The organism is Pseudomonas sp. LABIM340, assembly GCF_040017195.2.
Taxonomy (GTDB): domain Bacteria; phylum Pseudomonadota; class Gammaproteobacteria; order Pseudomonadales; family Pseudomonadaceae; genus Pseudomonas.
The window spans coordinates 804,142-826,028 of record NZ_CM200227.1 but is presented as its reverse complement, the minus strand read 5'-3'; the positions used below and the strand labels follow the sequence as shown (position 1 = coordinate 826,028).

22 protein-coding genes are annotated in these 21,887 nt (G+C 67.7%); 10 read left to right on the top strand and 12 right to left on the bottom strand.

What is annotated here, in order from left to right:
* Positions 1-67: 67 nt before the first annotated feature.
* The 4 genes from ABKS89_RS04070 to ABKS89_RS04055 form a co-directional block, all read right to left on the bottom strand.
* Positions 68-886, bottom strand: coding sequence for a helix-turn-helix transcriptional regulator (locus tag ABKS89_RS04070; RefSeq protein ID WP_348589671.1), 819 nt, complete (start codon positions 884-886; stop codon positions 68-70).
* Positions 887-1,055: 169 nt separating this feature from the next.
* On the bottom strand, positions 1,056-2,438 hold the full coding sequence (rhlE1, locus tag ABKS89_RS04065) for an RNA helicase RhlE1 (RefSeq protein ID WP_348589672.1): 1,383 nt from the start codon (positions 2,436-2,438) through the stop codon (positions 1,056-1,058).
* Between the two features lie 50 nt (positions 2,439-2,488).
* Entirely contained in the window at positions 2,489-2,965 is a 477-nt protein-coding gene (locus ABKS89_RS04060; RefSeq protein ID WP_138212058.1) for a LabA-like NYN domain-containing protein, read from the bottom strand.
* A 93-nt stretch (positions 2,966-3,058) separates the two neighbouring features.
* Entirely contained in the window at positions 3,059-3,808 is a 750-nt protein-coding gene (locus ABKS89_RS04055) for a DUF2076 domain-containing protein (protein ID WP_348589673.1), read from the bottom strand.
* 164 nt (positions 3,809-3,972) lie between these two features.
* Between ABKS89_RS04055 and ABKS89_RS04050 the strand changes: the two genes are divergently transcribed.
* Together ABKS89_RS04050 and ABKS89_RS04045 are read left to right on the top strand one after the other, a co-directional pair.
* Positions 3,973-4,626 (top strand): YciC family protein, encoded by a 654-nt coding sequence (locus ABKS89_RS04050; RefSeq protein ID WP_348589674.1) that lies wholly within the window; start codon positions 3,973-3,975, stop codon positions 4,624-4,626.
* Between the two features lie 100 nt (positions 4,627-4,726).
* A complete protein-coding gene (locus ABKS89_RS04045; RefSeq protein ID WP_348589675.1) occupies positions 4,727-5,158 on the top strand; it encodes a VOC family protein in 432 nt (143 codons plus the stop codon).
* A gap of 135 nt (positions 5,159-5,293) precedes the next feature.
* On the opposite strand, the gene ABKS89_RS04040 is transcribed toward ABKS89_RS04045, so the two are convergent.
* Positions 5,294-6,130 (bottom strand): SDR family oxidoreductase, encoded by an 837-nt coding sequence (locus ABKS89_RS04040; RefSeq protein ID WP_348589676.1) that lies wholly within the window; start codon positions 6,128-6,130, stop codon positions 5,294-5,296.
* Between the two features lie 142 nt (positions 6,131-6,272).
* On the opposite strand from ABKS89_RS04040, the gene ABKS89_RS04035 reads away from it, so the two are divergent.
* Entirely contained in the window at positions 6,273-7,355 is a 1,083-nt protein-coding gene (locus ABKS89_RS04035; protein ID WP_348589677.1) for an endonuclease/exonuclease/phosphatase family protein, read from the top strand.
* Between the two features lie 104 nt (positions 7,356-7,459).
* Positions 7,460-8,224, top strand: coding sequence for a substrate-binding periplasmic protein (locus tag ABKS89_RS04030; protein WP_348589680.1), 765 nt, complete (start codon positions 7,460-7,462; stop codon positions 8,222-8,224).
* 125 nt (positions 8,225-8,349) lie between these two features.
* Here the strand turns inward: ABKS89_RS04030 and hrpB are convergent, their stop codons facing one another.
* On the bottom strand, positions 8,350-10,881 hold the full coding sequence (gene hrpB, locus ABKS89_RS04025; protein WP_348589682.1) for an ATP-dependent helicase HrpB: 2,532 nt from the start codon (positions 10,879-10,881) through the stop codon (positions 8,350-8,352).
* Positions 10,882-11,074: 193 nt separating this feature from the next.
* On the opposite strand from hrpB, the gene pmcY reads away from it, so the two are divergent.
* From pmcY to ABKS89_RS04010, 3 genes are read left to right on the top strand one after another with little or no spacing between them, the layout of a single operon-like run.
* Positions 11,075-11,491 (top strand): periplasmic Zn2+ metallochaperone PmcY, encoded by a 417-nt coding sequence (pmcY, locus tag ABKS89_RS04020; protein ID WP_138212050.1) that lies wholly within the window; start codon positions 11,075-11,077, stop codon positions 11,489-11,491.
* A 1-nt stretch (position 11,492) separates the two neighbouring features.
* Positions 11,493-12,005, top strand: a complete 513-nt coding sequence (locus ABKS89_RS04015) for a DinB family protein (RefSeq protein ID WP_081517196.1) — start codon at positions 11,493-11,495, stop codon at positions 12,003-12,005.
* On the top strand, positions 12,005-12,901 hold the full coding sequence (locus tag ABKS89_RS04010) for a cation diffusion facilitator family transporter (RefSeq protein ID WP_138212049.1): 897 nt from the start codon (positions 12,005-12,007) through the stop codon (positions 12,899-12,901). Before ABKS89_RS04015 ends, ABKS89_RS04010 begins: the two co-directional genes overlap by 1 nt.
* Before the next feature lie 6 nt (positions 12,902-12,907).
* Here the strand turns inward: ABKS89_RS04010 and ABKS89_RS04005 are convergent, their stop codons facing one another.
* A complete protein-coding gene (locus tag ABKS89_RS04005; protein ID WP_348589683.1) occupies positions 12,908-14,062 on the bottom strand; it encodes a DUF6515 family protein in 1,155 nt (384 codons plus the stop codon).
* 442 nt (positions 14,063-14,504) lie between these two features.
* Between ABKS89_RS04005 and ABKS89_RS04000 the strand changes: the two genes are divergently transcribed.
* Together ABKS89_RS04000 and ABKS89_RS03995 are read left to right on the top strand one after the other, a co-directional pair.
* Complete coding sequence (locus ABKS89_RS04000) at positions 14,505-14,984, top strand: Lrp/AsnC family transcriptional regulator (RefSeq protein ID WP_017521771.1); 480 nt, start codon at positions 14,505-14,507, stop codon at positions 14,982-14,984.
* Positions 14,985-15,249: 265 nt separating this feature from the next.
* Positions 15,250-15,453, top strand: a complete 204-nt coding sequence (locus tag ABKS89_RS03995; protein WP_015475469.1) for a DUF2788 domain-containing protein — start codon at positions 15,250-15,252, stop codon at positions 15,451-15,453.
* A 24-nt stretch (positions 15,454-15,477) separates the two neighbouring features.
* Here ABKS89_RS03995 and ABKS89_RS03990 read toward each other — a convergent pair whose 3' ends face one another.
* The 4 genes from ABKS89_RS03990 to ABKS89_RS03975 all read right to left on the bottom strand — a co-directional run bounded on the left by ABKS89_RS03990 (position 15,478) and on the right by ABKS89_RS03975 (position 19,789).
* A complete protein-coding gene (locus tag ABKS89_RS03990) occupies positions 15,478-16,719 on the bottom strand; it encodes a metal-dependent hydrolase family protein (RefSeq protein ID WP_348589685.1) in 1,242 nt (413 codons plus the stop codon).
* A 12-nt stretch (positions 16,720-16,731) separates the two neighbouring features.
* Positions 16,732-18,048, bottom strand: coding sequence for an MFS transporter (locus tag ABKS89_RS03985; protein ID WP_138212046.1), 1,317 nt, complete (start codon positions 18,046-18,048; stop codon positions 16,732-16,734).
* A gap of 110 nt (positions 18,049-18,158) precedes the next feature.
* Positions 18,159-19,067: a LysR substrate-binding domain-containing protein gene (locus tag ABKS89_RS03980; RefSeq protein WP_348589687.1), complete on the bottom strand. Its 909-nt coding sequence runs from the start codon at positions 19,065-19,067 to the stop codon at positions 18,159-18,161.
* Between the two features lie 155 nt (positions 19,068-19,222).
* Positions 19,223-19,789 (bottom strand): pseudouridine synthase, encoded by a 567-nt coding sequence (locus ABKS89_RS03975; protein WP_348589787.1) that lies wholly within the window; start codon positions 19,787-19,789, stop codon positions 19,223-19,225.
* 151 nt (positions 19,790-19,940) lie between these two features.
* Between ABKS89_RS03975 and ABKS89_RS03970 the strand changes: the two genes are divergently transcribed.
* Positions 19,941-20,993: an MBL fold metallo-hydrolase gene (locus ABKS89_RS03970; RefSeq protein WP_348589689.1), complete on the top strand. Its 1,053-nt coding sequence runs from the start codon at positions 19,941-19,943 to the stop codon at positions 20,991-20,993.
* A gap of 221 nt (positions 20,994-21,214) precedes the next feature.
* Here ABKS89_RS03970 and ABKS89_RS03965 read toward each other — a convergent pair whose 3' ends face one another.
* Positions 21,215-21,778, bottom strand: a complete 564-nt coding sequence (locus ABKS89_RS03965) for a hypothetical protein (protein WP_348589691.1) — start codon at positions 21,776-21,778, stop codon at positions 21,215-21,217.
* Positions 21,779-21,887 lie beyond the last annotated feature (109 nt).

The window sequence follows — 21,887 nt, the reverse complement described above, 5'->3', positions numbered from 1 at the left end:
TTATCCGCCACGAGCAACGCAGCCAGAGACAACGGCGGATAACCGTGAACGGTTATTCGCCCTACAGTCAGCCAACCGCCAGCATCCCACCCGCCGCATCGCGCCCCGCGAGTTCGCGGATGAACAGCCCGAGCAGCTCCGACTGGCTGCCGATGCCGAGCTTGGCGTAAATGTTCTTGCGGTGGATCTTCACCGTGCCGGGACTGATGTCCAGCTGTTCGGCCACCGAGGCGCTGGAGTGGCCGCGCAGCAGCAGCTGGACGATCTCCTGCTCGCGGGGCGTGAGCAACTGGGCGCCGAACTGGTCGAAGGCCTCGCGGATCTGGTAGTCCAGGTCCTGCGCCGGGCGCGGTTGCGCGCGGCGCAGTTCCCAGGCCTCGCGCACCACCTGCTCGACCACCGGCCGCGCGCACTCCAGCAGCTGCATCTCATCGCGGCTGTAGGCGGGGCTGGAGGTCTTGCGCATCAGCGAGAGCACGGCGGTGGCGCCGTCGGCGAGGTCGATGAAGAAGGCGATCTCCTCGGTCAGGCCGGTCTGCTGGTAATACGTCTGGTAGTACTCGCCCAGGTAGAAGTGGTCCGGCGCGAACTGCCGCAGGCGCCACAGCCCCGGCGCCTGCTGGCGGGTGCAGGCGAGGTAGAAGGGATCGAGCAGGTAGGGGCCGACCTGGTAGTCCTCGACGTAGACGTGGCGGACGTCGGCCGGGAAGGTGTCGAACAGGTCCAGCGGCCGGTGGTTGCCTTCGTAGACGAAGAGCACGAAGTTATCCACCGCGCAGACCTGCTGCAGCCACTGGCTGAGGCCGAGCAGGCGCGGACGACCGGCGGCCAGCGGGAGCAGGTGGGCGACTCCGCCGGTCCAGGCTTTGAGTTCCTTGTGGCGCATGGGCTGTCGTTCTTGTTGTGTGCGCGATGGGCACACTATAGGCGTTCGGGATTCCACACGGAAATGCAGCTTTTGCGCCACACCCCGCAAGACCCCGCCGCGCCTGAAGACAGCGGCTGATTCAGGCTCTGGCGCGCACCGCGATGAAGCAGGCGCGCGCCGAATCGGCTCAGGGCCGGCGAGCGCCCTTGCCGCCCGGCTTTCCGGCGGAGGATTTGCCGGAAGAAGGCTTGCCGGCGGCCGGTTTACCGCCGAGGCCGAAGCCCGGCGCCTTGCGCACCGCCTTGACCTGCGGCTTGTCGTCCAGCAGCGAGCCGAGGTGCACCTTGCCCGGCTTGCCTTCGGGCACCTTGGGTTGCTTGGGCTTCTTCGGCTTCTTGGTGATCTGGCCACCCGGAGCGGTGACGGGCACCCGGTGCTCCGCCTCGAAACCGTCCTCTTCCTGGCGCTGCAGGGTCTGGCCGATCAGCGTCTCGATGGCGGCCAGCTGCTGTACTTCATCGGCGCAGACCAGCGAGATCGCCTGCCCGCTGGCGCCGGCACGGCCGGTCCGGCCGATGCGGTGCACGTAATCCTCGGGGACGATGGGCAGGTCAAAGTTGACCACCAGCGGCATCTCCTCGATATCCAGGCCGCGCGCGGCGACGTCGGTGGCGATGAGGAAGTCCACCTCGCCGGCCTTGAACCGCGCCAGAGCGCGCAGGCGCGAGGGCTGCGGCTTGTCGCCGTGGATCGAGTCGGCGCGGATGTCTTCGCGCAGCAGCAGGTCGACCAGCTCGTCGACGCCCTTGCGGGTCTTGGCGAACACCAGCGCCTGGCGCCAGCCCTGCTCGCGCAGCAGGTGCAGGAACAGCTCGGCCTTGCGCTTCTTGTCGACGGTGAGCAGGTGCTGCTTCACCGTCTTCGCCGCCGTGTTGCGCGGTGCCACGTCAATGGTCAGCGGGTCGCGCAGCAGGGTGCGGGCCATCTGGCGAATAGCATCGGAGAAGGTCGCGGAGAACAGCAGGGTCTGCCGGCGTTTTGGCAGCGCGGCGAAGACTTCGTCCAGTTCGCGGGCGAAGCCGAGGTCGAGCATGCGGTCGGCCTCGTCCAGCACCAGCACCTGCAACTGGGTGAATTTCAGGGCGTTCTGCCGGTACAGGTCGAGCAGGCGGCCGGGCGTGGCCACCAGTACGTCGACGCCCTTGCGCAGCTTCATCATCTGCGGGTTGATGCTGACCCCGCCGTAAGCCACGGCGGTGCGCAACGGCACGTGCTGGCCATAGGCGCGGAAGCTCTCGTGCACCTGCTCGGCCAGCTCGCGGGTCGGCACCAGCACCAGCGCGCGGATCGAGTTGGCCGCCACCTGCGGGCCTTCCTGCAGCAGTTTCTGCAGCAGCGGCAGGGCGAAGCCGGCGGTCTTGCCGGTGCCGGTCTGGGCGGCGGCCAGCAGGTCGCGCCCCTTGAGCACGGCCGGGATGGCCTGGGCCTGCACCGCCGTCGGGTTCTGGTAGCCGAGCCCGTCGAGGGCGTGCAGGAGGGGATCGATCAGGCCGAGATTGGCGAAGGTCATGGAGCGCTCGCAGAAACGATTCGGAATGGGCGGCATTGTAGCCGCAAGGGTCAGGAGCGCAGCAGCAGAGCGCCTTCGATGGGCACGTAGCGGCTGGCCGCGCGGATCAGCGCCTGGGCGGTGAGGCCCGGCACGCCGTAGGCGGTGGCGTCGGTGCCGCCGGCGCGGACGCGGTCGAGCAGCAGGTCGAAATCGCCGTCGCCGGAGGCCAGCACGACCTCGTCCACGTTCGGCGCGGCGTCGAGGATATCGATGGTGATGCCCACGTCCCAGTCACCCTTGGCCGAGCCGTCGGCGCGCTGGATGTAGGGCTTGAGCTTCACGGTGAAGCCGAGCTTGCGCAGGATCTGCTGGAACTGCTGCTGCCTGGCGTCGCCACGGTCGATGGCGTAGGCGTAGGCCTGGACGATGGTGCCCTGGGCACTCAGCTCGGCCCACAGCGCGGCGTAGTTGAAGTGGCAGCCGTAGGCCTGACGCACGGTGTAGTAGAGGTTCTGCACGTCGGCGAACAGGGCGATGGTCTTCAACGGTGACTCCGGGACTCGAACAGCGGGGGCGCATTATCGGCACAGCGGCGCGCCCCCGCCAGTCCCGGCGGGCGGGATGACCCCGCATTCGGCTCAGCTAAACAGGTCGCCGTCGTCGTCACCGAAGAAGTTCGAATCGTCGCCAAAGCTGCCGCTGTCGTCGTAATTCGCATCGTTGAAGCCGTTGTCGGCATAGCGGTCGCCGCCCAGGGACGAGTCATCGCCGCGCCCGTCGTCGAAGCTGGACGGCTCCGGTTGCACTGGCTGTTCCTGGATCACCTCGACGATTTCCTGCGGCTGGTTGTGGTGGAACATGCTGGTCAGCAGGTCCGCCACCATCACGCCACCAGCCACGCCCGCAGCGGTCTGCAGCGCGCCGCGCATGAAGCCGCCGCCCTGAGGCGCTGCTGGCGCAGGCTGGGCGGGCCTGAAGTCGTTCGGATTGCTGGCGCCGGGGTTGTTGGCGTAAGTCGCGTTGCCGCCGGCCGGTTGCGAGAAGCGCGTCTGGCCCCAGCCGTCCGGGCGCTGCTGCGCCTGTTCCTGGCGCGATTGCGGGCTCTGGCCGCCGCCGAACAACCCGGCGAGGAAGCCGCCGCTGCTTGGGCGCTGCTCCTGCGCCCTGGCCTGCTGCGCTTCCAGTTCCTTGACGCGCTGGTCCAGACGCTTGATCGCTGCTTCCTGGATCAGCATCGCCTGGGCCATGTAGTAAGGCGCGGCCGGCTGCTGCACCAGGTGCCGGTTGATCTGCGCCTCCGCATCGGCGTCGCGCGGCGCGGTCTGCGCCTGCGCATCACGCAGGCGGGTGAACAGACCATCGATCAGGGATTGCTCTTCGGAATTCATGGCAGGCCTCAAATGAGCGGGTGGATCGCTGCGGGTGAATCATTGCTGACTGAAACATTGGATCAAGTCGGAAAAAAACAAGTTCCGGTCGCAGAATTCTGGCGTCTTCAGCTGAGGGTTTGCTTAAGTTAGAGTCGAAGCCCTCGGACAGTATCGGGTTACTGATGAATCCCCTTTCCATCCTCCGCGACACCTGGTTCTTCTTCTCCCGTCACCTCGGCATCCTGGTGCCGCTGTGCCTGCCCTGGATCGTCATCGAGACGCTGGTCCAGCAGCAGATCAACGTCGCCGCCGGCCCGCAGAACTTCGCGCCCTGGGGCATGGCCGCGGGCCTGGTGTTCTACCCGATCTACACCGCCAGCCTGATCCTGTTCATGATCGACACCGGCGACGGTGTGCAGCGCAGCGTGCGCGAGCTGTGGAGCGCGGCGCTGCGGCTGTGGCCGGCCTTCGCCCTGCTCTCGGCGATCACCTCGCTGCTGATCGTGATCGGCCTGTACCTGATGGTGCTGCCGGGCATCTTCGTGATGATCAAGCTGGCCTTCGCCGAATTCCTCCTCGTGCAGCGCGGCCGCTCGCCCATCGACGCGATGCGCGAAAGCTTCGCGCTGACCACCGGGCACTTCTTCCTGTTGCTGATGACCTCCCTGGCCATCCTCGCGCCGGTTTGGATCGCCGAAGGCTGGATCGCCGACGCCGGCCGGGACGCGCCGGTGCTCAGCGTCGTGCTGCACTCGCTGAGCGGGTTCTTCCAGCTGCTGCTGACGGTGGCCGCCTACCGCATCTTCATCCTGCTCGGCCGCGAGGCGGCCGCCTGAGCGGCAGCAAGTCGCAACAAATCCCCCGGCGCGGCGCGCGCCGGGGTTCTACGCTGGAGTCTCCCTCCCTCCCCCGAAAATCCCGAGTAAGGAGACTCCCGTGAGCGACTTCCCGCCCAGCTGCCTTTCGCACATTTCCATCGGCACCAACGACTACCCGCGTGCCAAGGCGTTCTACGACGCCGTGCTGCCGACCCTGGGCTGCCAGCCGATCATGGAGCACCCTGGAGCCGTGGCCTACGGCCGGGTGTTCCCCGAGTTCTGGCTGCAGACGCCCATCGACGGCCGCCCGGCCAGCGTCGGCAACGGCACGCACTTCGGCTTCATGGCCAATTCCCGCGAGGAGGTGGACGCTTTCTATCGCGCCGCGATAGCTGCCGGTGCCACCGACGAAGGCGCCCCCGGCCCGCGCCCGTTGTATGGCGACCCTTACTACGGCTGCTTCCTCCGTGACCTGGACGGGCACAAGATCGAGGCATCGTTCTGGGACATGGCGCTGGCCGGCGGCGGGTTCGATACCCACTCCCACTAACCTCGACCTGTAGGAGCGGGCCATGCCCGCGATGGCGGACAAAGTCCGCGCTCTGCAAGAGCGACGTGAGCGCCGCTCACGGGTCGCGGGCATGGCCCGCTCCTACAGTTGTCCCGAGTTTTACCTCGGACCGGCTCAGTGTCCGGGGCGCAGCCCCGACATCTTCGGCACCAGCAGCTTCTCGAACAGCCGCGGGCAGAAGCGCGCCAGCAGCCGCGCACGCCAGTTGACGTTGGACAGCACCAGCAAACGCCGGCGACGCAGCGCACCCTGGTAGATCGCCTCGGCCACATCGCGCGGCGAGGCCACTTCCGCACCCGGCACCAGAGCCGGCTGGCGGATCACCGAACCGTCGCCCACCAGGGCGTTCTTGCGCAGGTCGGTGGCGGTGAAGCCCGGGCAGGCCAGAGTGATCGCCACGCCGGTACCGTCCAGCTCCATGCGCAGCGTGTCGAACAGCCCATGCAGCGCGTGCTTGCTGGCGTTGTAGGCGCTGCGATAGAGCAGCGGGGCGAAGCCGGTCAGCGAGCTGAGCACGACGATCTGCCCGTGCCGTGCCAGCAGGCTGGGCAACGCCGCCTGAGTACAGTGCAGCGCGCCATAGAAGTTCACCGCCATCACCCGCCGGAACACTGCCAGTTCGGTCTCGATGAACAGGCTGCGGTGAGTGATGCCGGCATTGTTCACCAGCACGTCAATGCCGCCGAAGCGCTCGACGGCGAGCGCCACCGCGCGTTCCACCGCCTCGGCGTCGGCGATGTCGCAGCGCAGGCCGAGGGCCTCGACGTTCAGGTGCTCGCGCAGGTGCTGCACCAGGCTGTCCAGCGCCGCCTGGTCGAGGTCGAGGATCACCGGATGCGCGCCGGCCTGGGCGAAGCGCAGCACCAGTGCGCGACCGATGCCGGAACAGCCGCCGCTGACCAGCACCACCTTGCGCCGGTACACCGAGTGCGAGAACAACGAGCGTGGCATGGCGACCTCCCGGAGCAGGCGCTGCGCGCGGTGTAGGGCCTGCTTCAAGGTTGCAGGATGCTTCGCGCGGCAAATGCGCAGGTGAAATGCGCGGGCACAGACACTATCCTCTGGACCCAACAAGCATAGCCCCTGGTCACCCATGAGCCTCTCGCTTCGCCGCCGCTTCCTCTTCGTGCTGTTCATCGCCCTGCTGCTCGCCGTCACCGCTGCCGCCTGGCTGCTGGCCTGGCACCCCGCCGAACGCGAGACCGTCGCCGCGCAGTGCCGCGCACCCGCGCCGCAACTGCAGCCAGGGCAGGCGCTGAAGGTGATGACCTGGAACGTCCAGTACCTGGCCGGCAAGCGCTATATCTTCTGGGACGACCTGCCCGACACCACAGGTCCCGACGACAGCCCCAGCCCCGAGGACATCGCCTACAGCCTCGACGAAGTGGTACGGGTGATCCGCGACGAAGCCCCGGACATCGTCCTGCTGCAGGAAGTCGACGACGGCGCCGCCGCCACCGGCAAGCAGGACCAGCAGGCGCTGATCGGCGACCGCCTGACTGATCTCTACCCCTGCTCCACCGCTGCCTTCGACTGGAAGGCACGCTTCGACCCCACCCCCCATGTATTCGGCAGCGCCGGGCGCAAGCTGGTGACCTTCAGTCGCTTCCAGATCAGCGGTGGCGAGCGCATCGCCCTGCCGCAGCGCTCGTCCATCCCGCTGCTGCACCTGTTCGCCCCGCAGCCGGCGCTACTGCAGAGCGACCTGCCGATCCGCGGCGGCGGCCAGCTCAGCGTGATCAACACGCGCCTGGAGCGCCCCAACGGCGACGACACCCCGCAGCGCCAGGTCGAAGCCGTCCAAGCCCACCTGAACACCCTGCAGGCTGCCGGCCGCCCCTGGCTGCTGGGCGGTGACCTCGGCCTGCTGCCGCTGGGCCAGTATCCCTACCTGCCAGAGGTGCTGCGCGCGCCCTACCGCGCCAACAGCGAGCTGAACCTGCTGGCGGCGCGCTTCCCGGTGGTCCCGGCGGTGGAGGAATCCAGCGGCGCCGAGCAGGAGAAGTGGTACACCCACTTCCCCAATGACCCGCGCGTGCACAAGCCCGACCGCACCCTCGACTACCTGTTCCACAGCCCCAGCCTGAACCGCCTCGATGCCGGCGTGCGCAGCCACGACACCCTGCGCATCTCCAACCACCTGCCGCTGTCCGCGCGCTTCCTGCTGCCCCACTGAGCGCCGCGGCACATCGCCGCCGGGCCAGGCTGGACAAGCGAGGCGCGGCGGCCCCATGCTCGGCCCGCACCGCATAACAACGACAACACGCACCCCGGGTATCCATGCACTTTCGCCGTCTCCTCGGGCTGATCGTCGCCCTGCTGTGCCTCAACGCCTTCGCCGTCGACCGGCCCACGCTGGCCGACCGGCTGCCGCACCCGCTACCGGCCTTGACCGTCGGCTACTACGAATTCCCGCCCTACACCTACACCGCCCCGGACGGCAGCACCCGTGGCAGCGGCGCCGAGATGGTCCGGCGCATCCTGCTCAAGGCCGGCTACCGCGCTGACTTCCGCCCCTTGCCCAGCGCCCGCCTGTACCTCGGCCTGCAGGACGGCAGCGTGCAGCTCTGGGCCGGCGCGCCGGGCAAGCCGGAACTGCTGGGCAGCACACTGGAGTGCGAACGCGTGCTGGGGCATGTCGAGCTGAACCTCTATCGCCTGGCCACGCGGACCTCGCCGAAGCTGCCCGAGGGCTTGAGCGGCAGTCGGGTGATCCTGATCAGCGGCTACAGCTACTGGCGGCCGATCACCGAGATGCTGGGCGACCCGAAGCTGCAACTGGAAGTGCACCGCACCAGCACCCACACCGCCGCCCTGCAGATGCTCGAACGCGGCCGCGGCGATTACCTGATCGACTACCAGACCCCGGTGGAACAGGCGCGCCGGGAACTGAACATGGCGCCGCTGGCCTTCGACAACCTCTACAGCGTGCCGACCAAGCTCATCGTTTCCCGCCACGCCCCCGACGCCGAAGGCCTGCGCGCGCAGCTGGACCACGCCTACGACGAACTGCAGTCGGCGGGTTACGAGATGAAGTTGCCCTGACTCCGTAAGGCGGGAATGGCGCAGGAGCGTACTCAAGCGACGGAGACGACCTGTAGGAGCGCGCCATGCGCGCGATCGCGGGCATGGCCCGCTCCTACAGGAAGCACATCACGTCTGTGCCGAACCTATCCCTTGCGCGGCTTGGCCCGCGCCGTCGGCTCGGCGATCAGCGGATCATCCGGCCAGTAGTGCTTCGGGTAGCGCCCCTTCAGGTCCTTTTTCACTTCCGCATAGGTGCTGCGCCAGAAGTTGGCCAGGTCCTGGGTCACCTGCACCGGCCGCTGCGCTGGCGACAACAGGTGCAGCTTCACCGCCACCCGCCCACCGGCAATGCGCGGCGTATCAGCCAGGCCGAACAGCTCCTGCAGGCGCACGGCGAGCACCGGGGGAAACTCGCTGTAGTCCAGGCGGATATTCGAGCCGGACGGCACCTGCAGCGCGCGTGGCGCCAGCTCGTCCAGCCGTTGCGGCAGTGGCCAGGGCAGCAGCCCGTGGAGAATCCCGCTCAGCTCCAGGTTGGCGAAGTGCGACAGCCGCGAGACCTTGCCCAGGTAGGGCAGCAACCAGTCTTCCAGCGAAGCCAGCAGCGCGGCGTCGCTGACATCCGGCCACTCGCTCTCGCCCTTGCCCTCCAGACCGAGCCGGCGCAGCAAGGCGATGCGCGCCTGCCACTGGCGCAGTTCCGGCGTCCACGGCAACAGCTCCAGCCCCTTGCGCCGCACCAGCCCGAGCAGCGCTCGGCTGCGCGCCTCGACGTCGAGGTTGGGCAGCGCCTCGGTGGACAGCACCAGCTCGCCGACTTTGCGCTGGCGCTCGGCGCGCAGCACGCCTTCGCGCTCGTCCCACTCCAACTCGTCGTGGACGCTGACCTGCTCGGCGAGGGTCGACTCGAACAGCGCCGGCTCCAGCGCCGCCGCCAGGTAGATGCGCTCCTCGCGCTGGCCCTGGCGGCTGCCGAGGTCGGCGATCACCAGCCAGGCTTCCTTCATCAGCGCATCCGGCTCGCCAAACAACGCGGCGCGGCCGTTGGCCAGGCGATATTCACCGCCACCGGCGCGGCGCTGGCGGGCGATGCGGTCCGGGTAGGCAAAGGCCAGCAGGCCGCCCAGCCAGCGCGGGTGATCGGGGTCGGCCACCGGCTCGCGGGCCGGGCCGCGCAGGTAGCCCTTGAATTGCCGCGCCAGCTGGCGCACGCGCTGCACCGCACCACGGCTGGCGCGCGGGCCGTTCTGCTCGCCGGCCAGCAGGGCGATACGGTGATGCAGGTCGGCGTCGTTGCCGCGCAGGATGTCGCGCTCACCCAGCAAGGCGGCCAGGTCGCAGGCCAGTTGCCCCAGCCCCAGTGCATGGCCGCGCAGCAGCAGGTGGGCAATGCGCGGGTGCGCCGGCACTTCGGCCATGGCCTGACCGTGGGGCGTGAGGCTGCCGCCACCGGCGCGGGAGGCCAGCGCGCCGAGGCGCTCCAGCAGGTCCTGGGCCTGTGCATAAGCGGCGGCGGGCGGCAGGTCGAGCCAGGCCAGCTCCTGCGGGGCAACACCCCAGCGCGCCAGCTGCAGGGCGAGGCCGGCCAGATCGGCCTGGAGGATTTCCGCCGCGCCATAGGCCGGCAGTTGATCGTGCTGCGCCTCGGACCACAGGCGGTAGCAGACGCCCGGCTCCAGCCGCCCGGCACGGCCGGCGCGCTGGGTGGCAGAGGCGCGGGAGATGCGCTGGGTTTCCAGGCGGGTCATGCCGCTGCCCGGATCGAAACGCGGCACCCGCGCCAGCCCGGCGTCCACGACGACGCGCACGCCGTCGATGGTCAGGCTGGTCTCGGCGATGTTGGTCGCCAGCACCACCTTGCGCTTGCCCGCCGGCGCCGGCTCGATGGCAGCGCGTTGGGCCTCGAGGTCGAGTTCGCCATGCAGCGGGCAGAGCAGGATGTCAGGGCGACCGGCCAGGGGCTCGCCCAACTGCTCGGCGACGCGGCGAATCTCCGCCTGGCCGGGCAGGAACACCAGCAGGCTGCCGGGCTCGTCGGCCAGCGCCTGCTGGACCGTCTGCACCACGCGCGGCTCGATGAACTCGCCGGCCTGCCAGGGGCGGCCCCAGCGGAGATCCACCGGGAACATGCGGCCCTCGCTACGTACGACAGGCGCGTCGCCCAGCAGCGCGGACAGGCGCTCGCCTTCCAGCGTGGCCGACATCACCAGCACCTTGAGCGGCGGCTCGTCGCGCAGCAGCGCGCGGCCATTGAGGGTCAGCGCGAGGGCGAGATCGGCATCCAGTGAGCGCTCGTGGAATTCGTCGAAGATCACCAGCCCCACGCCCTCCAGCGCCGGGTCATCCTGCAGGCGGCGGGCGAGGATGCCCTCGGTGACCACCTCGATGCGCGTCCCGGGGCCGACCTTGCTCTCCAGGCGGATGCGGTAGCCGACGGTCTCGCCGACCTTCTCGCCCAGCTCCGCGGCCAATCTTTCAGCGGCCGCGCGAGCGGCCAGCCGGCGCGGCTCCAGCATCAGGATCGACTGGCCCGCCAACCACGCCTCGCCCAGCAGCGCCAGCGGTACGCGGGTGGTCTTGCCGGCGCCGGGCGGCGCTTCCAGCACCACCTCGTGGCGCCCGGCCAAAGCCTGGCGCAGGGCGGGAAGGACGCTGTCGATGGGAAGGGCGTTCATGCCGGCTCCTGGAACTCGGATTTCATAAGGCGGTAACCCGGACTACGCGGGGGGCGGCGATTATAGCGGGCGAACCACGGTGCCAACCCAGCAGTCATAGAAGCAACGAGAACGCTGGCTAGTGCGAATCTGCCAGCAGCGACAGCAAGCTCATTGATATAGTTGTCCGCATCATCCTCCCGGAGGTTTTTTCATGCGTCTTGCCACCCGAGTCTCCTGTGCAGTTCTGAGCGCCGCCCTGTTCAGCCAGCTGACGGCCTGCGGCACCCTGTTCTACCCCGATCGCCGCGGCCAGATCGACGGCCGCATCGACCCGGCAGTCGCTGCCCTGGACGCCGTCGGACTGTTGTTCTACATCATCCCGGGCCTGATCGCCTTCGGCGTAGACTTCGCCACCGGCGCGATCTACCTGCCCGACGAGAAGTACTCGGTGGCGCCGGAGAAGCTCAAGGATGCCGTGAGCGAAGACGGCACCGTGGACAAGGCTAAACTCAAGGCGATCCTCGAGCGTGAAACCGGCCGCAGCCTGCCCCTGGATGATCCGCGTCTGATCCAGCGCAGCGGCGGCCTCCAACAACTCGCCAGCCTGGGCCTGCGCCCGGAGGCCTGATATGCACGGCGCTCTCGCTTCACACCTTCAGCAACTCCTGGCGTACCACCAATGGGCCTACGAACGCATCCTGGAGGCCGTCGCGCCGCTGGATGAAGAGGCCTATCGCGCACCGCGCGGGCTGTTCTTCGGCAGCCTGCACGGCACCCTCAACCACCTCGCGGTGGTCGATCGCATCTGGTTCGCCCGTGTGCAGCGAGAGCCCTGGCAGTTCGAACGGCTCGACGCCGAGGCCGCGCCCGACCGCGCCGGCCTCGCCGATTTCCTGGGTGACGGTGTCGGCGCCTGGCGCCTGTGGCTGAGCAAGCAGAGCGACGCCACCCTCGGCACCCAGCTGGACTACCGCAACATGGCCGGGCAGGAACACCGCCAGAGCCTGGCGAATATCGTCCAGCACCTGGTCAACCACGGCACCCACCACCGCGGGCAGATGAGCGCCGCGCTCACCGCACTGGGCCACAAGGCGCCGCTGCTGGACTACATCTACTTCCTGCCCAACCGCCTGGACACCTGATGCTCAAGCACGCCAGCCACGCCCACCTCATGCGGCTGGCGACCTTTGCGTCGCTCGGCGTTGCCACCACCCTGATCGTCGCCAAGGCCATCGCCTGGTGGCTCAGCGGCTCGGTCAGCCTGCTGGCCGGCCTCACCGACTCGCTGCTCGACGGCGCCGCGTCCTTCCTCAACCTGCTGGCGGTTCACTACGCCATCCGCCCGGCGGACGACGACCACCGCTACGGCCACGGCAAGGCGGAATCGCTGTCAGGGCTGGCCCAGGCGCTGTTCATCGCGGTCAGCGCCGTGCTGGTCGGCACCCAGGCCATCGACCGCCTGCAACACCCGGAACCGGTGGAAGCCGTGGGCTGGGGCGTCGCCGTGATGATCCTGTCGCTGGCGCTCACCGCCGGCCTGCTGCTGGTGCAGGGCTACGTGGTGAAGATTACCGGCTCCAATGCCATCCGCGCCGATTCGCTGCACTACCGCTCGGACCTGCTGCTCAACAGCAGCATCCTGGTGGCACTGCTGCTGGCGCAGTTCGGCTGGCAGCAGATGGACGCCATCTTCGGCCTGGGCATCGCCTTCTATATCCTCTGGAGCTCCTTCCAGATCGCCCGCGAATCGGTCGCTGTGCTGATGGACGAGGAACTGCCGCCGGACGTCAGCACGCGCATGCTCGAACTGGTGCGCGAAGTGCCCGGCGTGCTCGGCGCCCATGACCTGCGCACACGGATTTCCGGCACGCACTGGTTCGTCCAGTTGCACCTGGAGCTGCCCGGCGAGCTGTCACTGTCGAAGGCGCATCATCTGTGCGACGAGGCGGTGCTGGCGATCCACAAGGAATTCCCGCGGGCCGAAGTGCTGGTGCACGCCGACCCGCAGGAAGTGGTGGGCAAAGAGACCATCAGCTAGAGAGCATCAGTTGACGCTGTAGCCGCGCCCGCTCAGGCAGGCGCCCAGGGCGCGGCGATAGTTGTCGGCGACGTAGGCCGGCGGCGCATAGCTCGCCAGGGCCGGGTCGAAGCCGCTCTGGTCGGCGGCCCAGCGGTGGCATTCATAGCGATCGCGGGCCTGCTGGTCCGGGCCCTGGTTGTACATCGGATAAGCCATCACGTCATAAGCCGACTGCGCCACGCTGGCCACCTGCTGCTGCGGCGGCTCCACCACTTCGTAATCCTGTGAACCGGCCTGCCACAGGTAGTAGGTACCGGCCGCAAGGAAGTAGCCGATGCTGCCGATCCACACCTGCTCGGCGTAGGACGGCAGGTAGCGCACGCGCACACCGTAAGGCGGCGTCACCACCACATAGCGTGAGCCGTAAGGGCGATACCAGTAGCCATCGTTGAAGTAGTAGTCGCTGCCGCGATAGGGCACGCGGTAGTGCCCGCTCGGCATGGCGTTGACTACATAGCCCGGCCGCCAGTAGGACGGATGCGGGCCCCAGTTGCCGTGGGAAGGCGGCGGGCGACCCTGCCAGCCGGCCGACGGCGGACGATTGCCGCCCTGCCAACCGGCGCTGCCGTGGTCGTTGCCTTGCGGGCGACCTTGCCACTGGCTGCCGTTGTTGCCCGGCGGATGGCCCTGCCACTGGCCGCCAGTGTTGCCCGGCGGACGCCCTTGCTCCTGGCCGCCGTTGTTGGCCTGCGGACGCCCCTGCCATTGGCCACCATTGTTGCCCTGCGGATGGCCCTGCCACTGCCCGCCGTTGTTGCCTTGCGGGTGGCCTTGCCACTGGCCACCGTTGTTGCCCTGAGGGCGCCCTTGCCACTGGCCGCCGTTGTTGCCCTGCGGACGCCCCTGCCACTGGCCGCCGTTATTGCCCTGCGGACGCTCATGCTCCTGGCCACCGTTGTTGCCTTGCGGACGCCCTTGCCACTGACCGCCATTGTTGCCCTGCGGACGCCCGTGCTCCTGGCCACCATTGTTGCCCGGCGGGCGGCCCTGGGATTGCCCGCCACCGCCGTTCGATGGCGCGTGGCCCTGCATATCGGGCCCCTCGGCCGCCACCGCCTGGACCACGACGGCCAGAGAAAGCACAGCGAACGAGGCGAACCGCCCGATGCCCGACTTCATGGATTCCTCACTTCGGCGACGGCCGAAAACAGTGATGCGACATTGCCATAGACCACGGCGCAAAGCCGCCATTGCAGGGCGCTGGGTAAAGTCAGGGTAAAGATGGCGGGGGTAAATCGCGGGCAAGAAAAAAGGGAGGCTCGTCAGCCTCCCTTTCGGAATCTCGTCCTGCTCGTCGCTGTTGGCGCCGGCTCACCTCGCTCCGCCTTCTGGGCAGTGCGTAGCCCGGTGGCCGGCGCGATCCTGTTGGGTCGGCGGGCCGCGAAGCGCCTGATTGGGCGGATCGCAAAGGGACGTGATGTCCGGGCTGTGAATCTGGAAGAAATAGTAAAGCGACAGATCGGGGAAATGATTGCTAAGATTGCTCATACAGGCACCACCTGAGCAACAAATACCTAAAAATTACGCCACAAGCGCAATTCAATCGAAACATGAGGCTTTCATGGACAAGCTGGACCGCTACGACCTGCGAATTCTTGCCGAACTGCAACGCGACGCACGCATCTCCAATCAGGAGCTGGCCGAACGCATCGGACTGTCGCCCTCCCCCTGCTCGCGGCGAGTCAAGCAGCTCGAGGACGACGGCTACATCGTCCGCCAGGTCGCCCTGCTGGACAGCAAGAAGCTCGGCCTGAGCCTCACCGCCTTCGTGCTGATCGGCATGGACCGCCACACACCGGAACGTTTCGAGCACTTCCAGCAGATCATCGGCAAGTGCCCCGAGGTACTGGAGTGCAGCCTGGTGACAGGGATGGACGCGGACTACCAGCTCAAGGTGATGGTGCCGGACATGGAACACTACCAGCACTTCCTGCTCGGCACCCTGACCCGCATCGAAGGCGTGACCAGCGTGCGCTCGAGCTTTGTGCTGCGCAACGTGATGGCGAGCACCGAATTGCCGCTGGATCACCTGCGGGTCTGATTGCTGTCGCGGGCACAGCCGACGCCCTCCTGCGACACAGCACCGCACCCTGCCTCCCGCAGAACGAAATCAATACCGCAGATTTCCCCGCCAGCCGCGCCGCGGCGGGGAATTGCGTGGCATTCACCCCGTCCCGCAGCAGGAACTGATCATTTTATGAACGGTTCTGAACGACAAAGCGCCGCATGCGTATAATGCGCGCCTTCTTCACCACCACCGCGCCCCGGCGTCCCTCGGACACCGTCCGCACCGGGCAGGAGCTGTAATGAACGAAAGTTTCGAAGACTGGATGATGTATGGCCTGGTCACCGGCCTGATCCTGTTCATGGCCTTCATCGTCTGGGACCTCGCCAAGAAGTCCAAGGCCGGCCGCATGGGCACCATGGTGCTGTTCTTCGCACTGGGCCTGGGCGTACTCGGCTTCCTGATCAAGTCCGTGGTCGTCGCCGGTCTCGAAGGCGGCTTCTGACCCCATCGTCACTCGCGGTGGGCTTCAGCTGGCGCTGTCCTTGACCAGGCGGCCGCGCTGAAACACGTATGTCACCTGCTCTCCTTCACCGGATAGCACACCGATGTCATCCAGCGGGTTTCCTTCGACGATCAGCACATCGGCAATGGCGCCCGGCGTGATCACGCCGAGCTCGCCGCGCTGCTGCAGAATGTCAGCAGCGACGCTGGTGGCAGACCGCAGTGCTTCCAGATTGCCGAGCACCTCGGCGCGAATGCGGAACTCGTCGCACTGAAAGCGATGCATGTCGCCCAGCAGGTCCGAGCCGAAGCCCATCGATACACCCGCCTGGGCATAGATTCCCAGAGAGCGACGGCCGGCCTCGCGCACTGCCGCCACCTTCGCCACCGACTCCGGCGGCAACTCGAACTGGGGACCGTGGGTTGCCAGTGCGTCGTAGGTGACCAGTGTCGGCACCACATAGGCCCCCTGCACCCGCATGAAGTCGGCCGTGTCCGCATCCACCAGGTTGCCGTGTTCGATGCAGCGCACTCCGCAACCGACGGCACGCTTGATCGCTCGCGGCGTGTAGGCATGCGCCATCACATAGGTATTCGCTGCCTCTGCCTCGTCGACAATGGCGCAGATTTCCTCGCGGGAATACTGGGTATTGGCGATGGGGTCGGTGGGCGATGCCACACCTCCCGACGCCATGATCTTGATCTGCGAGGCCCCCATCTGCAGCTCCTCGCGCACGGCCATGCGCACCGCTTCCACACCATCCACCACCCGCGCGATGGCTCCCGTGCGGAAGCAGCAGGAGCACGGCTCCAGCACATCCCCCCGGGCCCGGAAATCGCCATGCCCGCCGGTCTGCGACAGGGCCTTGCCGGACGGGAATATCCGCGGGCCGGGAATCAGCCCAGAGTCCACCGCCTGCATCAGCCCCCAATCGGCACCACCGGCATCCCTTACGCTGGTGAACCCCCGCGCCAGCATGGCCTTGAGAATCGGCAGCGCGCGGATAGTCGCCAGAACGCTCGGCTGGCCGGCATTGGCGCCCAGGTTGGCGGATGACGCCAGTACATGCACGTGGCAATCGATCAGGCCAGGCATCACGGTCTTGCCGGTCACATCCAGCACCCGCGCTCCCGGTCGCGCCACGGGATGTGCGCTCACCTCGATGATGCGCTCACCCTCGATGACGACCTGGTGGTTCTTCAGCAGGACGCCCCGATCCAGATCGAGCACGTTGCCGCCTTGCAGCACAGTCACAGTCGTGGTCATTGGCAAGATTCCTCAGCGCTTCGTGGAAGGTCGGCCGCGCGCATCCTCGATCAGGAACGTGCCGGCCAGGCTGATGGCGGCAGCCGCCATGACATAGAACGCAGGCGCCATGTCGCTGCCGGTGCGGGCGATCAGCCAGGTGATGAAGAAGGGAGCGAAGCCGCCGAACAGGGTCACCGAGGCGTTGTAGGCCACCGACAGGCCGGTGGAGAGCACGCGGGTCGGGAACAGCTCGGCGAAGACGGCCAGGATGGGGCCGGTGTAGGCGGCGATCAGCACGCCGAACAGTGCCTGGAACGCCAACAGCGAGAGCAGCCCCGGCGAGTGATTGATCCACGCGAACAGCGGCCAGCTCAGGAGCAGGATCGCCAGCGCCGAACTGCTGAGGAACACCCGCCTACCCCAGCGATCCGCCAGGCGTCCGACCAGCGGCGCGCAGCACATGATCGTCGCGCCGCCGAGCATGCCGGCGGCCAGCCCGGTGGCCTGGGGCTGGCCCAGCGTGCGCACCGAATAGGTCGGCATATAGAACAGCAGCACGTAGGTGCAGACGGTCCAGAGAATCACCAGGGAGAAGCTGGCGAAGGTTTCCCGCGGAAAACGCGAGAACACCTCGCGCAGCGGCGAATGCTCGGCGGGCTGCGCCTGCAGCTCGGCGAAGGCTGGCGTCTCGTCCACGTGCCGGCGGATGAAATAACCCACCGGGCCGATCAGCAGCCCGAGCAGGAAGGGCACGCGCCAGCCCCAGCTGTGCAGCGCCTGCTCATCCAGCAGCGAGGTCACCAGCGTCCCGCAGGCCGCACCGAGCAGCACGGCAAAACCAATGCTCGACTGAATCCAGCTGGAGTAATAGGCACGCTGCTGCGCTGGCGCATGTTCTGTGAGGAAGGCCGTAGCCCCGCCCATCTCGCCACCCGCGGAGAACCCCTGCAGCAAGCGCGCGAAGACGATCAGCAAGGGGGCGAACAGGCCGGCCTGCTCATAGGTCGGCGCCAGACCGATGATCGCGGTGCCCACCGCCATCAGCAGGATGGTCAACGACAGCGCCGCCTTGCGCCCGGCCTTGTCGGCATACACCCCCAGCACCAGCCCGCCCACCGGGCGCATGACGAAGCCGACGCCGAAGGTGGCCACCGCCAGCAGCATCGAGCCCAGCTCATCGTCCACCGGGAAGTACAACCGCGCGATGATCACCGCGAAGAAGCTGTAGACCGTGAAGTCGAACCACTCCAGGCCATTGCCCAGAACGGTGGCGATGATCGCGCGGCGGCGCTGCGACTCGCTGAGCGCTATCGCCGCGGCAGACGGCGCAGAGAAGGTGGCGTGCATGATTTTTGTTGTCCTGAGCAATCGACGAGACTGCGATGCTAAGGAGCCACCGGGCCGCTGCTGAAACGAAAGATTTGCATGCCGCCATGCGCCATACGCATGCCAGGGCGTCAGCGCCAGCCCTGTAGCCGTGCTTCCTCCAGCAACCAGCGGGTGAACAGCCGGCAGGCATGGTTCTGCATGCGATCTGCCGGAGCGAGGATGAAGTAGCCGCCGCCATGGCTGGCCGAGGCCAGGGTCAACCGTCGCAATCGACCGTCCGCCAGATGCCCGTCGATCATGTAGCGCCAGCCCAGCGCCACCCCCTGCCCCAGCACGGCCAGCTCGACCAGTTGCGGGTAGTGATTGGCAGTCAGTCCAGGCCGCGTACGCGCAGAGTCAAGGCCGTTGCAGCCCAGCCACTCGCTCCAGGACATCCACTGGCGCTGCCCATCGTCCAGATGCAGCAGGGTCTCCCCGACCAGCTCATCGGGCCGCAGCATTCGTCCATCGCGGTACTCCACGGAGCAGACCGGGAACACCTCCTCGTCGAACAGGCGGCGCACGCTGTACTCCGGGCAATCGGGGCGGCGCAGGTAGTACAGGCCGACATCGAACTCCGCCGGCGACATGCTGCTCAGCCCATCGCGCACCAGCAGCCGCAGGCGGGCCCCCGGATGCGCTGCGCGAAAGCGTGGCAGGCGCGGCGTCAGCCAGAGCGAAGCGACTCCCGAGGAACAGGCAACCGTGAGGTCCAGCTCGCCCTGATGCTTCATCACATCGAAGGTTGCCTCGGCGCACAGGGCGAGCAATCGCCGCACCTCGATGGCATAGCGCTCGCCCATCGGCGTAAGGCGCAACGAGCGGTGCTCGCGAATGAACAGCGGCCGTCCGAGATAGCCCTCCAGTTGCTGCACTTGCCGGCTGATCGCGCTCTGTGTCAGGTGCAACTCATCGGCGGCGCGGGTGAAGCTGGCGTGGCGCACCGACGCTTCGAAGGCCACCAGGCTCTGCAAGGGCGGCAAGGGATTGATGCGCATGGCGAGCCGTCGCTCCCTGAACGACCACGACTGGGGTTCAGGCGAGGATGCGCGCGCGCAGCAGGAGCAACAATTGCGCCGGGGATATTCAGGAAAAGTCCTACAGAATACGACCCAGCTGCTTTCAGGCCGCACGCACGGAGCAGGTCAGGCGATCAGAGCTCGGGGCTGACTTCCCGCCACTGTCCCGGCTGCAGTCCCTCCAGCTGCCATGGTCCGATGCGCACGCGTACCAGGCGCAGCGTGGGCAGGCCGACCGCCGCCGTCATCCGTCGCACCTGGCGGTTGCGCCCCTCGCGGATCACCAGTTCCAGCCAGGCCGTCGGTATCGACTTGCGGAAGCGTACCGGCGGGTCGCGCTCCCACAGCTGCGGCTCCTCCAGCCGCCGGGCCTCGGCCGGCAAGGTCGGGCCGTCATTGAGCTGCACGCCCTTGCGCAGTTGGTCGAGCTGCTCGTCGCTCGGCTCGCCCTCCACCTGTACCCAGTACGTCTTCGGCAGCTTGTGCTTCGGATCGGCGATGCGCGCCTGCAGGCGGCCGTCGTTGGTCAGCAGCAACAGGCCTTCGCTGTCGCGGTCCAGGCGGCCGGCCGGGTAGATCCCCGGCACATCGACGAAATCCTTCAGCGTCGCGCGGCCCTCGCTGTCGTTGAACTGCGTCAGCACGTCGAACGGCTTGTTCAACAGGATCAGCTTCGGTTGCGCCGGCGGCGCCTTGGCCACGCGGCGAGGCGCAGGGCGGGTGGCGGGACGACGATTGGCGGGACGCGGAGGACGGGGCATGGCGAAAAGACTGGTAACCGAGGTTAGGGGTACGGCGAATGCCCGGCATGCTAGGTTGTGCCGAGTACTCATCGCAAGAGCACGCACGAGCATGCCCATGAGCCACCCCACCTGGCTGATCACCTTGCAGAACCTCAGCGGCCGCCTCGGCGCCCGCTATCGCGGCCCGCAGACGGCGCATTTCGACGGTGCCCGTTTTCATAATCTCGACCGCCAACCGCACAACGGCCTGCGCGCCTTCCTGAAATGGCAGCGCGAACGTGGCCGCCAGCAGGAATGGATCGCCCAGCCCGGCCCCGACACCCGCCCGGAAACGCCGACCCGCGTCGAAGGCGACGAACTGCGCGTCACCTACATCAACCACGCCACCCTGCTGATCCAGCACCGCGGCCTGAACATCCTTACCGACCCGCTCTGGTGCGAGCGAACCAGCCCGTTCCGCTTCGTCGGTCCCAAGCGCGTGCATCCGCCGGGCCTGGCGCTGGACGAGCTGCCGCCGATCAACCTGATCCTGGTCAGCCACAACCACTACGACCACCTGGATATCCACAGCCTGCGCGAACTGGCGCGGCGCTTCCCGTCGGCGAAGGTGGCGACCGGGCTGGGCAATGGCGAGCTGATCCGCGCCTGCGGCTTCACCGACATCGCCGAGCTGGACTGGTGGCAGAGCCTGCCGATGCCCGAAGGCATGCTGCTCACCGGCGTGCCCGCGCAGCACTGGTCGGCGCGCTCGCGGCGCGACACCAACCGTACGCTGTGGATGGGCTTCGTGCTGGAGTCGCCGGACGGCCCGCTGCTGTTCCCCGGCGATACCGGGCTGGGCGAAGAATTCGGCCTGATGCACGAGCGCTTCGGCCCCATGCGTTTCGCCGCCCTGCCCATCGGCGCCTACGAGCCGCGCTGGTTCATGCGCCACCACCACATGAACCCGGACGACGCGGTGCAGGCGCACCAGCACCTCGACTCGCAGTGCAGCATGGCGATCCACTTCGGCACCTTCCGCCTGAGCGACGAAGGCCAGTTCACCCCGGTCAGCGACCTGGCGGCAGCGCTACAGCAACGTGGCGTGGCGGCGGAGCGTTTCCGCGCGCCGAAGCCGGGCGAGCAGTGGCTCGTTCCACCGATGCCGGACAGTTCCCTGTAGGAGCGGGCCATGCGCGCAAGCGCGGACAAAGTCCGCTCCTGCAAGATTTAGAGCCCCTCACCCTAACTCTCTCCCGCAAGCGGGAGAGGCGACCGTTCGTTGCAGGATGAAACCACAGCATCAGCCGGAGCGATCTGCCCCCTCTCCCTCCGGGAGAGGGCAGACGCTGGCACGGAGTTCCGGACGCAAGCGGTTTCTTCTAAAGGTGCATGGCGATAACCTCAGTGCTCCCGCACCCGCTTGCTGCAGCAGTTGCGATAGCGCTTGCCGCTGTTGCACGGGCACGTTTTGTCGCCGCGACCGCCCAGCTCCAGCCAGCTTTCCAGGCGCTGGCGCATGGATTCGCGGACTTCCCGGCGCTCGTCGTCCTGCTGCGGTTTGCTCAGCTCGCGGCTGAGCCAGAGGTAATCCTCCAGCAGCTCGTCACGCTCCAGCGCGTGAAGCTGTTCGGCGACCGGAACGCCTTCGTAGCGGCGCTTCGGGTCGGGCAGGAAGGCGATGGCTTCACCGCCCGGCAGCACGTTCCACAGGCGACCCTGGGCGTCGCGCCAGCAGGCGCTGAAACGGGCGCGCAAGGCCAGGCCCGGCCACTCTTCCAGGCACCAGCCATCTACCCGCTCGCCGCCCAGGCCCGCCACCGCCTTGCCCACGGAGAACCAGGGTTCGCCGGCAATGCTGTCAGGCAGCGGCAGCGGTGCGGCGACTTCGGGCGCGCCGTTTTCCACCAGTCGGCGGGCGAAACGGCGCAGGGGATTGGTGAGGTGCGAGGGGGCGCGGAACGGCATGGAATCACCAGCGGAAATGGTCGGCGAAGGTCCGACCGGAGGGACGCGCCACGGTTCCCCGTGGCGCGGGAGGCGAGCATTCTAGGCTCGCCTCGGGCGGCGTCAACGC